A 15,459-nucleotide genomic window follows, 5' to 3' on the forward strand; every position below is an offset into this window, starting at 1 on the left:
GCATGGTCATGAAATTACGGAACAAGGTAGCACTGGTGACGGGTGTTGGCCCTGGTCTCGGTCTTGCGTGTGCGGTGGCACTCGCGGACGAAGGCGCACATGTCATCGTATGCGATATCGACGAGAACGCGATTGACGCGGCCCACAAGGCGGTCACGTCACGCGGCGCACAGTGCCTGGCAGTGCGATGTGATGTATCGTCGAGCGAGGAGGTAAGCCACCTCTTCGCGCAGATCGTCGCGCGCTTCGGCACGCTGCACATTCTCGTCAACAACGCCGCGCTCACGCCGAATCGACCGATCGACACCGAGCGCCGCAACAAGCTCTATGCCTACATGCAGACGCCCATGCCGCGCCAGTCGCTGGGCTTCACGAGCGAGATCAGCGACGAGGAGTGGCACCGCTACTGGGGCGTCAACGTCCACGGCGTGTTCTATTGCACGCGCGAGGCGTTGAAGCTGATGGAGCCGCAACGCGACGGCAAGATCATCAACATCGCGTCGATTGCCGGACTGTCGACGCGCAGCGCCCATAGCCCGCACTACTGCGCGACGAAAGGTGCGGTGATCGCCTTCACGCGCTCGGTGGCGTTCGAGGTCGCGGGCGCCAACATCTTCGTGAATGCCATGGCGCCCGGCGGCGTCGCCACGCCGGCCTTCAACGACTATCTCGACAGGATAGGCGAGGACGGCCGCAACCGGCTGTGGCAGAACTGCCCTCTGGGTCGTTTCGGCACCGTCGAGGAGTACGCGTCCACGGTCGTATATCTCGCGGGCGAACACTATCTGGTCGGTCAGATCATCAGCCCCAATGGCGGCTCGGTGATCTGAATCTGTCAACACTCTATTCGACACGCTATGGAAAAGTCACAAGGCACGCCTCACTACGATGCGATGCGGGCGGCGGGCCTCGCCGATGCCGCGCTCGATCCGCTCGCGCAGTGGGACCCCGCGTGGATCGAATCGCTCATGGCATTGAGCGTGGACACGCAAACGAACGATGTGCTGGACCCGAAGCTCGTCGCGTTGATCCGCCTGAACATCGACGTCACGGCCACGCACCTGTATGCGCCCGGCGTGCGGCGGCATGTGCGCGCGGCATTGAAGCTTGGCGTGACGCGCGCACAAATCCTTGAGGTGTTCAAGCTCGCGAGCGTAGTGGGCATCCATGCCTGCGCGCTCGGCGTGCCGATTCTCGAAGAAGAACTGGCCCAGGCGGGCTTGCCCGACGAGCCCGCGCCGCTCGCCTATACGCCGGTGTGCGACCGGGTGCGCGAGAGCGGCATGTTCAATCCTCTCTGGGAAACGATTTATCGTTGGGACCCGCAGTACCTGGAGAAATTTCTGGCGATGGGTCTTGGACTCTGGCGCGACAACATCCTTCCGCCGTTGTGGATTGAATTGCTTTGCATTGCAGGCGACGCGGCAGTCACCCACCTCTATTCGCACGGCACGCAGCGGCACATCAAGGCGGCGCTGGAACTGGGCGCCACACGCGGGCAGATTCTCGAAGTGCTGAAGATCGTCAGCCTGCAGGGTATCGAAGCCTGCGAGCTTGCCGTGCCGTTGCTCGACGCCGAATGCATGGAGCACGCGCGCGCAAGGCGCTGATTGTTTGAATGGGCCGTGCCTCCCGCACGACACGTCGGCAAGAACGTGCGTGCGGGACTTCAATTCTCGCGGCGCATTGCCGTCGCCCCATAGCTGTAGTCGGAGAAATCATGAGTCAAGCGGCCATCGAGGCCGAGGCCGCGAACGAGTCGGCCTCGTCGGAAGATTCGCGACTGGCGTATCGAAAGATCGCGTGGCGCCTGTTGCCCTTTCTATTCCTCGCCTATGCGGTCAACTCGATCGACCGCATTAACATTTCATTCGCAAAGCTGCGCATGGCGCAGGACCTTGCCCTTAACGATGCCGCCTACGCGATCGGCACCACGGCCTTCTTCGTGGGTTACATCCTGTTCGAGATTCCGGGCAACCTGTATATGCAGCGTGTCGGCGCGCGCGCAACGCTCACGCGCATCATGGTCTTGTGGGGCATCGTCACGATGCTGACCTGCCTCGTCTCCACGTCGGCGCAGCTTTACGTATCACGCTTCGCGCTCGGCGTGGCCGAGGCGGGCTTCTTTCCCGGCGTGATTCTCTATCTGAGTTACTGGTTTCCGTCGTGGAAGCGGGGCCGGGTCACGTCCATCTTCTTCATGGCGGGCTTTGTCGCGGGCATGGTGAGCGGGCCGATTGCGGGCCTCATCATGACGAGGCTCGACGGCTGGCACATGTTCAAGGGTTGGCAGGCGCTCTTTCTCCTCGAAGGCATTCCTGCCATTGTGCTGGGCGCGTTCGCGTGGTTCTGGCTCGATGATCAGCCCGTTCACGTGAAGTGGCTCAATGAGCGGCAAAAGGCCGTCGTGATCGCCAATCTTCGCAACGACGAAAGGCACGACGCACCGCGCGGCCCCTCGCTGCGCACGGTGATTCGCGATGTTCGCGCGTGGTTGCCGGGCATCGTGTTCTTCACGATCTACTCAGGCACCAACACGGTGGCTTACTGGATGCCGTCGCTGTTGCAAGGCGCGGGCCTGCACGACATGCATCGCATCGGCTTCGCATCGAGCGCGCCTTATGTGATCGGCGCGCTCGCGATGTACCTGATCGGCCGCAGTTCCGACCGCTGGCTAGAGCGCCGCTGGCACCTCTCGGCAACGATGATCACGGCGGCGTCAGGCTTTCTCCTCATGCATCTGCTGAGCGCGCATCTCGTGCTGTCGATGATCTGCATGGTGCTCGGCGCCGGCGCGTGCCTCGCGGCGGTTCCCGTCTTCTGGACCATTCCTCCAGCGTATTTCAGCACCCGCGTGGCGGCAGCGGGGATCGCCCTCGTGAGCAGCGTGGGCTCGCTTGCGGCGCTGGTGAGCCCGATGGTTGTGGGCGCGATCCGCGTATCCACGGGCAGCCTTTATTTTGCCTTCGACCTCATCGGCGCGATGCTGATCGTCGGCGCAGTCGTCGTGCTGGCCGGTATTCCGGCGAGCGCACTGCGCGAGCGCCGCAGGTAGGTCTTCGCACACCGCGTCCCCAAAGTCTCAACTGACGACTCCATGCGCCCTCGTCGGGCGCAGGGGCGCTGCTGCGCCGCAGAAAGCCGACGCGAAATGCCGAACGACCTGGATCACCGATTCAAACGCAGTGGCATCACCATAACAAAGGAGACGACATGAAAAAGCAGTTGATGATCGCGATGACGGCAGCGACGTGCGCAGCCGCAGCACATGCCCAATCGTCAGTCACGTTGTATGGCGCGATCGACGGGGGACTGCTTTACCAGAGCACCGCGGCGGCCTCGTTCAGCCCAGCGGCGAAGAATCAAGGCGCGATCTGGCGTTACAAGGACGCAGGTATTTATTCGAGCATCTGGGGCATGCAGGGCGTCGAGGATATCGGCGCGGGCTACAAGGTAACCTTCAAGCTTCAGGGCGTATTCGATTCCGGTACTGGCAAACTGGGGCTCTCGGACACGGCGGGCGTGCCAGGCTTCTTCAATCAGATCGCGAGTGTGGGTGTGAGCGGCACGTTCGGCTCGATCACGGCGGGCCGCCAGATCGTGCCAATGATCTACGCGATGGCGGACACGGATGTTCGTGCCTCACAGTATTTCGGCAGCATTCTTGGCGCATGGCTCGGCTTGAACACGGCCGCGGGGTGGCCTGGCACCAGTACGAACGGCCCGATTGGCGCGCTGTACGATTCCAATGCGCTCGTCTATCGTTCGCCCGCATTTCACGGTGTCACGGCCGAGCTGGAATATGCGCCGGGTGGCGTTGCCGGGCAGTTGCAGGGCAACACGCGCGAGTCCGCTGTGCTGAAATACTCGGGCTACGGGCTCAAGCTTGCCGCCGTCTATTACAACGGGCACGATACCAATCCGGGCGCCAACTCCGTACCAACGGGCTTGAACAATAACCGCTACTGGTATTTTGGCGCGCTCTATACGGTCCACGACTTCTCGATTTCCGGCTCGTATAGCAACGGGTCCAATCCCGCCCATCGCAACATGGTCAATCTCGACCTCTATTCGCTGGGCCTTGGCTATCGCTTCACGCCCGCTTTCCGGATCACGAGCGGCGCTTATTACATCACCGACAAGAACCACTCGGCGAACAACTCGCTCGAAGTGGCTGCTGGCGCTGAATACAGCCTTTCGAAGCAGACGCTGGTCTATGCGCAGGTTGGCTGGGTCAACAATCACGGCGAGATGACGCAGACCATCACCTACGGTCAGCCCGTCGCGCCCGGCAACGGCACCACGGCCGTCATGATGGGCATGCGTCACAACTTCTGACCGTTCGAAAGGACAGCACTGCGCCGCGCGAGGACCTTCACTCGTCATCGCGCGGCGTGTGGCCGTTTACGCCAGTTGCTCGGTGTCTCAGCGTGCCAGCGTTTGAACGCACGCGTGAAGTTGCCCTGGCTGTCGTAGCCCAGCCGCATCGCGACATCGGCGATCGGCAGGTCTGTTTGCGCGAGCAACTGATCCGCGAGATTGCGCCTCACGTCCTCTATCAGGGCCTCGTAGCTCGTTCCCTGTTCATCGAGACGGCGATAAAGCGTGAAGCGATGGATCGCGAAGAATTCCGCGACCTTCGTCGAAGTGCAGCCGTCCGGCAAAAGCGTTTCGATGACATGACGCACACGCGAACTGAAATCGTCGGCCTGCCGCGAGCGCAACTCAGTCATATGCTGACGCAGGAAGCGGCCGAGTTCCTGATCGTGACTCTTCCTCGCCTGATCGAGCAGCCCCTGCGGGAACAGCACTTCGTACTGCGATTGACCGAACCAGACCGGAGCCTGGAAATAGCGCTCGTAGAGCGCACTCGACTTCGGCTTGCGGTACGCGATTCTCACGAGCGTTGGATGCCAGGAGCGGCCGAGAATCAGCTCGAGAATGCGGATATTCGCGGCAAGGTACGCGGTGAGCAGATGCTTCGCGCCGGGAATGCCGCTGTCGACCGAGAGCGAAATGCACGCATAGCCGTCCTCCTCGGTCATGCGCACATGCAGTCCGCGATACCACACGCCGCAGAACTCGATCAGGTTTTCCACGGCCTCGCGCACCGTGGGCGCGTTGAGCACGAGAAAGCGCAGCGGCCCGATGTTGCCGAGCGCTGCCTTCTGCCCGAGCAGCAGGCCGAGATGCTCACAGCCGATCTTCTTCGCCGCCGCTTCGAGAATCCGTCCGTGTGTCACCGTGGACAGCGGATTGAGCGGCGACGCCATCGCCTCGCGGTTTACGCCGAACGATTCGAGCAGTTGCCACGGGTCCGTGCCGTGCTCGCGCATAACCGCCGGCAGCGAGTAGAGTGCGCCGATCGGGATGGATTTTTCCGCTGTCGGGGTCCGCATTGATTCGGTCTTCCGGCGCCTGGCAGTGACCGGGCTCCGAGGCTATGAGATGGTCTGTACTGGATATTCTATCCTGCAACTCAGGCGCACCTGGTCGCCAATCCGGCAAATATTCATGTGTGAATAGACAGACATCGTGGGTGATCGGCACGTGGATCGAGCGTCGGCTCGGAGCAGTCAAGGAGACATTCCAGCGTCAAGGCTTCGACGAAGTCCGACGACCGCTCCTGGCCGAACGCGGTCCGACGGTGAGCCGACGACGGTTGCTGCGTCGATCCGACCGCATTCGGCAGAAGTCCACCCATACCCGACATCGGCAGTACGGGTTTGGGCGCCCAGAAGCTGACGCTCGTACAGTCGAGCGACGAAGGAGATGTCGCCGCAGGCCCGTGCTCCCGATGGAGGTTTGCTGCCCCTTAGAGGGCCGGGGACAGTCGCACTGGTACCGCTGCATTGCAGTCAACCGCTGTCTACCCCTGGGGCTAGGCTTCAATTCCGCCCTCGGCCAAAAGCGCTGGAACTTTGCTCTCTGCGAACAACGTTCGCAACAACCGTCCGAAACGGTTCTCTTTCTCGGCTCTGACGATGCGCCGGCATGCTTCCAAGAAATTCATCCCAGCCTGGCCGAAGTGTTTCTCGTACATTTCGTGCTGCTCGAGAATGTCCAAACTTTTGAGTACGAAAAGCTTGAAATCGCGACCTTTCAACGTGCGCATCGCAGTCTCGAAATCGTCGATCGTAGCCGCTCTCATCGCCGCTTCTTCCCGATGGCCCCATCCGTCGTTCTCAAGAAGGTGCTTGATGGCATCGACGACGGTCGCACTGTGAGTTCGAGCATCGCGCGCATCGTCGATTGCTGCCTTAAGTTTTGGGTGTAGCGGCTGACGGAACGGTAATTCCCCGAATTCGGCCTTGTCGGCGATGGTCGCGAAGTGAGCCAACCAACCATCAATCAAAGCTTCTTCAAGTTTGGCACCGCCAGGTAGATCGGCCATTTGTTTTCCGAGCGCCGTGACAGTGTAGGCGTCAAGGTCGCCAACTCTGGTGATGAGCTTGACCGCATCAGCTACGAGATCGTCGTCGCAGTCTGTGACGTCCCAATTGAAACGTTCAAAGAATGCGTGCGCGAGATTTCTAGATTCGGTGCGATTCTCATTGCGTTGGTAGCCTTGGACGATGGCCTCAATCGCCTTTGCGTCGTGCTTTCCGTCGCAAACGAAGGCAACAACCAGTTCTTCAAATTCGTCCGAAGAATTGATCCCTAGCTTTGACAGCAGAACTTTCCATGCGGCCGGCTTTGAGTCCTCGGCTTTGTCCTTTGACGCATCGCCTTCCTGCCCGAGGTAGCGCCTCACAAAGTCGCTAGAACCTCGGTTGTAGCCTGCGACATACTCCAGAGTCGGCCCGTCCTTGATGGCTTTGTTTGCAAGAGCAGAAATGAGCACAATCGAGGGAACAGTTCGTGCCTGTATCGCGAGAGGCATGTCCCCAGTCGCACCGAGGAGCCGAACCACAAGACGGTAAGCCTGGCGGATGACCCGGATATTGGTGATCCCGCACGCGTCCACCGCAGTCCTGGCCGTCGCGCGGTAAGGGCTATCCAAGTTCGGAACCGCGATGTCAAACGCCTCCCCAGGTGTCGGCGTGAAACGAAGTTCTTCTTCGACCACCTTCTCTCGGAACGCCGCCCAGAGCGCGCTGTCGGTAGGTGCGGAGAACTGGTCCGAGTTGAGAATTAAGAGGAATCGCGTACCAAAATTCTGAGAGTATTCGTCGACGAAGCCCAGGACCTCGTCAACTGACAACGAGGCGTGCTTGCGCTCGATGTCATCGACGACTACGAATCGGTTGCGCAAGGCGACAGGAACTGCTACCAGCGCAAGCTCGTCGAGCGCCGAAAAGCCCTCGTGGACCTTCTTCAAGGCGTCGACGCTGACCTTCCAAGTCTTCATCAGACCTTCGGTCAACGAGCTGCTGTCACCGCCTACTGGGAGCGCGCTTTGGACCACCTTGAGCTTGAGCTGATTGATATCTTTCAAGCCAAAGAGGGACACGTAGCGCGCGCCTTCGACAATCGGGTCCTGCGACTCTTTGCGAATCTCGTTCCAGAGGTGGGTTTTGCCGGTGCCCCATGCGCCTGTCAGCGCGATGACTTTTAGGTCGGCGTTGTCGATGAGCGAGATCAACTGCGTTTTAGATTGTTCGATCGTCATTTGCTTTATTCGGTGCTGAATCCAGCAGGCGGTCCCGCCAGTACGACGTTTGGGTTGCATCACTGGCGCAGTCGACCAGCCAGCTCCTGTGAGGATTGTTCGAGATTCGAGGAGAACGCGTCGTCATATCGCAATTCTAAGTCAGCACCGGGCCACCGCGAGTTTATGGGCCGATCCGAAGCTGCCGTTCTCGACCGGCAGCAAATGGCCGACACCGGCACTGCGGCGGCAACGGCGCGTTGAACAAATAATGTCCCAACGGCCACATGCAGTGCGAACCACGGGCTTTGACGCGTTCGTTGTGCCTGATGTGCGGAAGCTTCCGCACATCAGGCACTGGCCCCGCAGTCGCAGCGTACTGCGTTGATGGGAACCGTCTGCGGAGCGAACCTAGACTGGAGCGAGCATGGTGCCGCGGCAACGCCTGGCGCCGCGGCGACAGGTGTACTCGCTGGCTGAATCGCGCGCTTTCGCTGGGATCTCGAGCGCGTAGTCGATGAACAGTTCCTCGCCGGGCTGGATGTCCCTGAGCGCGTTGATGTAGATGCGGCCTGATTGCTCGATCGCCTCGCAGTTCGCCTTGCACGCATGGTTGAGCCACCTTGCGCCGTTTCCGCCGCGGCCGCCATCAATGACGCGGCCATCCGACAACCCGAAGAGGAAAGTGTGCCCGGCGTCGGCGCGCCGCGCGTACGTGCGGGTCGCTTCCCGCCAGGTGGTGACAAGCCCCTTGTACTCAAAGATGCGCTCGCCGACGGAAAGCGCCCGCAGGGCAAAGACACCCTTTCCGTGAATGGGAGAGTGCCGAACGGAAACGCGCTTCATGCCGGGAAAGTGTGAGGAAGGGAGTTCCGGAGTATAGCGGCAGCAATGTCTCCCAACATGTGACGGTGGATCGTAGCGGGCGTCCGGTCATGGGCCGGCACATATGGGCCACTCGGCGCTCACTTCGTCGTCGCAAACGCGTCGGCTATTTGCCTCTCAAGTTTGACCTCGTCGCTGTGCATATTTTGAGGTAGTTGAGGCCGAAGCGTGCCGCAATTGTGGCGCACCGTTGTGAGTGACGCGCGGCTTAGGGTTCCCGCAAGCAGCGCATGATTAGCCTCGATGACGGTGGCGGTGCCCAGAAAACAAAAAGCCCGCTCTGCGGGCTTCCTGTCAACGTCGCAACGGGCCTCAGGCTGCGGCGGCGTCCTTCAGCTTCTTCAGCGCGCGAATCTTCAGCTTCACCGTTGCCGGCTTTGCATCGAACCAGCGCTCTTGACCCGTGAACGGGTCCTTGCCGAAGCGCTTTTTCTTCGCCGGGACAGCCTGGACGCCGATTTTCACCAGGCCCGACAGCGTGAACTCACCTGCACCCTTCTTATGCACCGAGCCCAGAATCGTGTCTTCGAGCGCAGCCAGAACGGCTTTGGCTGCTTTCGGATCGACACCGGATTGCTCGGCAACGTGCGTTGCCAACGAGGCCTTCGTGAACGTTTCCTTCAGCGGCTTGAGTACGCCATTGGTCGCAGCCTTCTTCGCCGGCGTAACAGCCTTCGGCGCGGCCTTCCTGGCTGCCGGCTTTGCTGCCTTCGGTGCGGCCGATTTTGCAGCCTTCGGGGCTTTCGTTGCGGTCTTCGTTGCCATGGATAATCCTCTATCAGGTTGAGAACCGCTTAAGACGGTGCACGACGCCTCGCGTTACTGCACCGTCTTAAGCTGGCGCTAAGCGTATCAACGGATTTCGCGATTCGCAACAGGAAAACGCCTTCTGGCAAGCCGTTTCTTCATCGCCAGCGAAAAAAACCTATGACGTACGCCCGATTTCGCAGGGGCCGCGCGTGAGAGCCGCGACTGAACAGGAAGAACCGCGTAGTGCCACTGCACGCATTTGCGTATCGGTAAGGCAGGCAGCTACCCAGGTTGCGGCGCTTTGCGGCATCGCCGAACGGGACACACGTGGCAACTCAGGACCACCTCAAGCAGCGCGCGGAACAAAAAGGCCGCCGAGGATGATTGACTGCCCAGCTCCCAACGGACGTCCGCTCAGAAAGGCGGCCGTCTACATGGCCAAAGCCATTCACACGGACTGGAGAAAATGCTCGCCAGCCTGAGCGGGTGGTGCGCTCGATCGTCTACTGCGTCATCAACACGACAATGCGACAGTGCCTCTGGAAGGCCTCCCCCCACGGATCGAGGGACCGGGCAGGCCGACAGGTTCATCGGAGGGCGGGGCGCGCGACCACATCCGGCGTTTTTTTGAAGTTGCGTAGTTTGATAGAAAAATAGATGCCTTGTGATAAGAAGGATTATCTTCATAGCGTGCGTTGCGCGTCACGTATTCGCGAAAAGCTGGTCGCTCACCAGAACGTGCCTGCTGTGAGAGCGTGGGCAAGTACATTCCGAAGCTGCTCGGCGAGAGGTCGTCGTGGTACAGGCATTCAGTGCAGACCGGGCCCATGCGATGACGCCGCGGCGCCTTTACTCAACGGCGCGCGGCGGTGCTCACGGAGGGAGTGTCGTCCGGGGACCAGCCCCCTCCCAAAGCGAGGTAGAGCCGCACGGTCGCCAGCGCGGCGGCGGTATTCGCCTCGTCCAGATCGTCTTGGCGCGAGATCGAGTCGATGCGCGCATCGAGCACGTCTTGCAACGTGCGCTGTCCAGCTTCGTAGAGTCGCTGGACCTGTTCGGCGTTGCGCACGGCGAGCTCGCGCGCGGCAGCGAGTTGTGCGCGGCGCGCATCGAGTCCATGCCGGACGCCGTAGGCGCTGTCGACTTCTTCCAGCGTCTGGAGGAGCGTCTTGTCGTGCAGCGCGAGCGCCGCCTGCAGGCGTGCGTCGTTGGCCGCCACGTTCGCACGCAGCTGCCCCGCGTTGAAGAGCGGAAGGTCGGCGCCGATGCCGACGAGGCCGCCCGTTCCGGAAAGTCCGGGCAAGCCGCTCAGGAGCAGATGGCCATCGAGGGCAATGAACGTGAGGTAAAAGCGTGGTAGCAGGTCGGCCTTCGCGCTGCCAAGCCGTGCCTCCGCTGCGCGCACGAGCGCAGCGCTAGAGCGCACGTCCGGACGGCGCTCCAGCACGCTCCACGGCAATTCGCCCGAAGGCGGCGCAGGGACGAGCAGGGGGCCGGGCGGTGCGAGAGGCTCGGCGTCCTGTGCGGGCTTGCCGGTGAGCAAGGCAAGCCGCCGCTCGCGCAATTCGATCTGGCTCACGAGCACGCCGAATTGCGCTTCGCGTTGAGCGATGCGCTCGTTCACACGGTCGATGTCGGCGCGCGTGGCCTGGCCTGCGTCGAAGCGGGCCGTTGCATAGCGCTGCATCGCTCGCAGCGTATCGAGGCTGCTGTCGAGCGCGGCCAGGCGCCGCTGGAGCCCTTGAGCCTCCAGATAGTTTTGCGCCACTTCTCCTGCGATGGCGATGCGCGTGCCGCGCAGCTTTTCCTGTTCGGCGTTCGCAACGGCCGAGGCGGCCTGCGCGTCGCTTGCGCGGCCGCCGAACAAGTCTACCTCCCAGACGGCGATCGCGCCGCCCGCATAGGCGTTCAGATCCGGCGAGTGATCCGGCGCGATGGCAGGTTCGCGTAAATCGCCAAACGCGCGTGCTGCGCCCGCCTGCGCCGAGAGCGTCGGATATCGGGCCGATTGCGCGACGTCCGCCATCGCACGTGCTTCCTGAACGCGGGCCTGCGCGATGCGCAGATCGGTGTTAGTGCGCAACGCCTGCTCGATATAGCGTGTGAGCACGGGATCCTGCCACGCATGCCACCAATGGACGAGATCGCTCTGCGGCGCGGCCGCGGGGACTTCGGTGAAGACCACCGGTACCTCGCGCTGGGGTGGAATCGACACCTCGACGAGCGACGTACAGCCGGCGAGCGCAATCGCCATGATCGAAACGAGGCGCGCGGCGCGTATCGGATGGGAAGAGCGTTTCATCGAAGGATCAATCCTGTTGCGCGAGCATGGAGCGAAAGCGCGTCAACGCCAGCGCGAGAAAGAGTATTCCTGCGACGCTGACGCCCGCAAGCTGCGGCCAGACGATATCCACACCGGCGCCGCGAAACAGGATCGCTTGGGTTAGGGAAACGAATTGCGTGGTCGGCAAGAACTTCACGAACGGTTGCATGGCCTCGGGCATGCTCTGTACCGGCGTGGCCGCGCCCGAGAGCAGATAGGCCACCGCGTAGGTCGGCACCGCAAGCAGTCCGAACTGGGGCATGGAGGGCGCGAGCGTCGCGAGCCACACGCCGAGCGCAGTGACGGAAAAGAGGTAGAGCGCCGTGCTGAGTGCGAAGAGCGCGAGCGAGCCCTGCAGCGGCACGCCAAGCCAACCATGCACGACGAGGACGAGTGAAATCATCGAGACACCAAAGATCACGAATCCGTTGGCCAGGATCTTTGCCGCGGCGATCTCGCTTGCGCGAACGGGCATGACGAGCAGATGCTCGATCGTGCCGTGTTCGCGCTCGCGAATCACGGCCGCGCCCACCAGAATGATCGAGAGCACCGTGATGTTGACGACGATCTGCATGGTCGAACTAAACCTGTACGACTCCATGTTGGGGTTGAACAACACGCGCACGACGGCGTTGGCTGGCAGCTGCGTTTCGATGCCGCGCGCGTGCAGGAATGTAAACGTTTCGCGAGTGAAGATTTCTTCCAGGTATGCGGTGCCGAGCCCTGCCTGGGTCATGGCGGTCGCGTCCACGAGCACCTGGACGCCGGGCGCGCGCCCGGCGAGGACATCGGCTTCGAAACGTGGCGGAATCTCGACTGCGAAGATGTAGGCGCCGCGATCGAGGGCAGCGTCGACGCCGCGCCGGTCCACATCGACCGGGGTCTTGAAGTACGGCGGCAAGATCGCGGCGCGCAACTGGCGCGAAAGATCGGAATGGTCGGCATCGACGATGGCGACCGAGGCGTTGGACACCTCCGCCTTGATGCCCTTCGCTACGGAGTACACGGCGAGCGTGAAGGCGAACACGATCAGCGCCATGAGCGTGGCGTCACGCAGCAGGCTGAACATCTCCTTGCGTGCGAGTCGCGCGACATTTTTGAGCCATTGAGTCACTGTTCAGGTCTCCTGTTTGGGCAGCATCCAGTACGCCGCGAGCAGGTAGACGAGCCCGAAGCCGAGCAGCGCTCCATACATCGCCGCGAAGCTGCCCGCGCCCAGGCCCTTCGTGAAGCAACCAAGGCTTACGAGCTGGAACCACGACGACGGAAACGCGAGCCCCGCCCAGTAGCTGCTGCCCGTGAGCGTGGAGACGGGATAGAGCAGCCCGGAGAAGTTCACCGACGGGATCAGGCAAAGGATGGCGGTGCCGAAGATCGCCGCCACCTGTGAGCGCACGAAGGTCGAGACGAGCAGCCCGAGTGCGGTCGTGGCAAATACGAAGAGTAGTGCGCCCAGCGACAGCGCGATGAATGAGCCCTTGAGCGGCACGCGCAGGACGCCAACGGTGAGCAGCACGAGCACAGCATAGCTCAGCATCGCGAGCGCAACATAGGGCAACTGCTTGCCGAGCAGGTATTCGCCCGCGCTGGCTGGCGAGGCGTGGAGGTTCGTGATCGAGCCCATTTCCTTTTCGCGCACGATGCCAAGAGCGGTGAGCATCGCCGGGATCAGGATCAGCGCGAGCATGAGGATGCCCGGCGTGATTGCATAGATGCTGCGAAACGACTCGTTGTAGACGAAGCGCGTCTCTACGCGCATCGGTTGCACGGGTTGCGCGAGCGTCGCGTGTGCCTGAAACGTCTGCACGTAGCCGAGCAGCACGGCATCCACATAGGTCGCGATGGTTGCGCCGGGGAACGGGCTCGATCCGTCCACGTGGAAGGAGATTTCGGGGCGTCGCTGCGCAAGCAGGTCACGGCCGAAATCCGGCGGAATTTCTATCACTAGCTGCGCCTTCGCGCTGCGCAGCAGGCGGCTGGCGTCGCGTTCGCTGTGCACGGCGCCCACTGGCTCGAGGTAGCGCGAGCCAGCGAACTGCTCGACCAACTCGCGGCTCGCGAGGCTCTGGTCGCGGTCTAGCACCGCGAAGCGCACATTCTCGACATCGAAGGAGACGCTCCACGCAGCTGCGAGCAGCAGCACGACCGGGCCAAGCAGCGCGAAGGAGAGACGCAGGCGGTCGCGGGCGAGCTCGATGGATTCGCGCCGCGCGAATGCCCAGATGCGTGCCAGCGCGAAGGATCGCGACCCTGCGTGCGTGGTGCGTGCTGCGCGAGTTACCGCACGCGTGTCGTGCGGCTCGGGCTGCGAGGCCGCAGGATGCACGGAAGGTGGCTCGGGCGGCGGCGCATCCTGCGCCTGCGCTTCTTCGAGCCAGGCGATGAACGCCTCCTCGAGCGTGGCGGCGTGGCGCACCTCGCGCAGCTCATCGGGATTCCCGACCGCGAGAACGCGCCCGCGATGCATCAGCGAGATGCGGTCGCAGCGCTCGGCCTCGTTCATGAAGTGTGTGGAGACGAACAACGTGACCGCCTGCTCTCGCGAGAGCCGCGCAAGATGCCGCCAGAACATGTCGCGCGCGGCGGGATCGACGCCTGATGTCGGTTCGTCGAGGATCAGTACTTCCGGTCCGTGCAGGCAGGCCGCCGCAAGCTGCAAGCGCTGGCGGATGCCGAGCGGCAGGCTCGCGGGGCGGTCGTCGGCGCAGGCTTCCAGCTCGAAGCCCGCGAGCGCTTCGCTCACGGCGCACCGCGCCTTTTCCCCTTCCATGCGATAGAGCCGTGCGTGCAGGTCGAGGTTCTGGCGTACGCTCAACTCTTCGTAGAGCGAAAACGACTGTGACATGTAGCCGATCCTCATGCGCATGCGCATTTCGGCTGCGTCGACGCGCTGACCCAGCAGCGTGGCCGTGCCTTCGGTCGCGTCAAGCAGGCCGGTCAGCATCTTCATGGTGGTCGTCTTGCCGCAGCCGTTCGAGCCGAGGAAGCCGAAAATTTCGCCGCGCTCGATGCGAAAGCTTACGTGATCGACTGCGACGAACGTGCCGAACCGGCGCGTGAGGTTGTGGGCTTCGATCGCGGGCGCGCCGTCGGTCCGGATGCGTGGTCCCATCGAGAATTGGCCGGCACTTCCGCGCCGTTGCGGTGGCAGGAGCGAGACGTAAGCCGCTTCGAGACTGTTCGTGCCGGTGCGTTGCAGCACGGCGTCGGTGCGCTCATTTACGAGCACGCGTCCATTGTCCATTGCCACCAGATGTGCGAAGCGCTGCGCCTCTTCCATGTATGCGGTGGCGACCAGCACGGTCATCGCACCGTGCGCGGCGCGTAACTCATCCACGAGCGTCCAGAACTGGCGGCGCGAGAGCGGATCGACGCCGGTGGTGGGTTCGTCGAGGATCAGCAGGTCGGGGTCGTGCACCAGGGCGCAGCACAGACCGAGCTTTTGTTTCATGCCGCCCGAGAGCTTGCCGGCAGGGCGTTCACCGAAGGGCGCAAGCCCTGTCGCGTCCAGGAGCCGTGCCACGCGCGCGGCGCGCTCGCGCGCCGGCAGGCCGAACAGGCGGCCGAAGAAGTCGACGTTTTCGTAGACTGAGAGCGAGGGATACAGATTGCGCCCGAGTCCCTGTGGCATATAGGCGATGCGCGGTAGCATGCGTTCGCGCGCGCTGCGCACGCGCAGATCGGCACCTAGCACAAAAACTTTGCCATCCTGAATGCGCTTCACGCCCGAGATCAGCGAGAGGAGCGTGGACTTGCCGATTCCATCCGGGCCGATCAGGCCGATCGTCGCCCGGGAAGGCAGTGTGAGCGAGACATTGTCGAGCGCGAGGACCGAGCCATATCGGTGCGAGAGACCTTCGATGCGGATCTCGTCCGCCCGCGCCGCGCGTGCCGTGTCGGATTCCTGCAT

The 15,459-nt window shown here is 62.5% G+C and carries 11 protein-coding genes; 4 read left to right on the forward strand and 7 right to left on the reverse strand.

The window, feature by feature from the left end; genetic code table 11:
• The first annotated feature begins 8 nt into the window (after nucleotides 1-8).
• The 4 genes from U5A58_RS25925 to U5A58_RS25940 all read left to right on the forward strand — a co-directional run bounded on the left by U5A58_RS25925 (nucleotide 9) and on the right by U5A58_RS25940 (nucleotide 4,338).
• Complete coding sequence (locus tag U5A58_RS25925; protein ID WP_321916149.1) at nucleotides 9-830, forward strand: SDR family NAD(P)-dependent oxidoreductase; 822 nt, start codon at nucleotides 9-11, stop codon at nucleotides 828-830.
• A gap of 27 nt (nucleotides 831-857) precedes the next feature.
• On the forward strand, nucleotides 858-1,610 hold the full coding sequence (locus U5A58_RS25930; RefSeq protein ID WP_321916150.1) for a carboxymuconolactone decarboxylase family protein: 753 nt from the start codon (nucleotides 858-860) through the stop codon (nucleotides 1,608-1,610).
• A 110-nt stretch (nucleotides 1,611-1,720) separates the two neighbouring features.
• Nucleotides 1,721-3,055, forward strand: coding sequence for an MFS transporter (locus U5A58_RS25935; RefSeq protein ID WP_321963590.1), 1,335 nt, complete (start codon nucleotides 1,721-1,723; stop codon nucleotides 3,053-3,055).
• A 158-nt stretch (nucleotides 3,056-3,213) separates the two neighbouring features.
• On the forward strand, nucleotides 3,214-4,338 hold the full coding sequence (locus U5A58_RS25940; RefSeq protein ID WP_321916152.1) for a porin: 1,125 nt from the start codon (nucleotides 3,214-3,216) through the stop codon (nucleotides 4,336-4,338).
• A gap of 44 nt (nucleotides 4,339-4,382) precedes the next feature.
• On the opposite strand, the gene U5A58_RS25945 is transcribed toward U5A58_RS25940, so the two are convergent.
• The 7 genes from U5A58_RS25945 to rbbA form a co-directional block, all read right to left on the reverse strand.
• Complete coding sequence (locus U5A58_RS25945; RefSeq protein ID WP_321963591.1) at nucleotides 4,383-5,399, reverse strand: AraC family transcriptional regulator; 1,017 nt, start codon at nucleotides 5,397-5,399, stop codon at nucleotides 4,383-4,385.
• A 482-nt stretch (nucleotides 5,400-5,881) separates the two neighbouring features.
• The gene (locus U5A58_RS25950) at nucleotides 5,882-7,612 is read right to left on the reverse strand and encodes a P-loop NTPase fold protein (protein ID WP_321916154.1); all 1,731 of its coding nucleotides are present in this window, start codon (nucleotides 7,610-7,612) and stop codon (nucleotides 5,882-5,884) included.
• A 390-nt stretch (nucleotides 7,613-8,002) separates the two neighbouring features.
• Nucleotides 8,003-8,437 carry an SET domain-containing protein gene (locus tag U5A58_RS25955; protein WP_321916155.1) on the reverse strand — a complete coding sequence of 145 codons (435 nt, stop codon included), beginning with the start codon at nucleotides 8,435-8,437 and terminating at the stop codon, nucleotides 8,003-8,005.
• Nucleotides 8,438-8,788: 351 nt separating this feature from the next.
• Nucleotides 8,789-9,241, reverse strand: a complete 453-nt coding sequence (locus U5A58_RS25960; protein WP_321916156.1) for an HU family DNA-binding protein — start codon at nucleotides 9,239-9,241, stop codon at nucleotides 8,789-8,791.
• An 838-nt stretch (nucleotides 9,242-10,079) separates the two neighbouring features.
• Nucleotides 10,080-11,528, reverse strand: a complete 1,449-nt coding sequence (locus U5A58_RS25965; protein WP_321915723.1) for a TolC family protein — start codon at nucleotides 11,526-11,528, stop codon at nucleotides 10,080-10,082.
• A 7-nt stretch (nucleotides 11,529-11,535) separates the two neighbouring features.
• A complete protein-coding gene (locus U5A58_RS25970; protein WP_321915722.1) occupies nucleotides 11,536-12,663 on the reverse strand; it encodes an ABC transporter permease in 1,128 nt (375 codons plus the stop codon).
• Nucleotides 12,664-12,666: 3 nt separating this feature from the next.
• Nucleotides 12,667-15,459: a ribosome-associated ATPase/putative transporter RbbA gene (rbbA, locus tag U5A58_RS25975; RefSeq protein WP_321963592.1), complete on the reverse strand. Its 2,793-nt coding sequence runs from the start codon at nucleotides 15,457-15,459 to the stop codon at nucleotides 12,667-12,669.

The organism is Paraburkholderia sp. J7, assembly GCF_905220155.1.
Classification (GTDB): domain Bacteria; phylum Pseudomonadota; class Gammaproteobacteria; order Burkholderiales; family Burkholderiaceae; genus Paraburkholderia.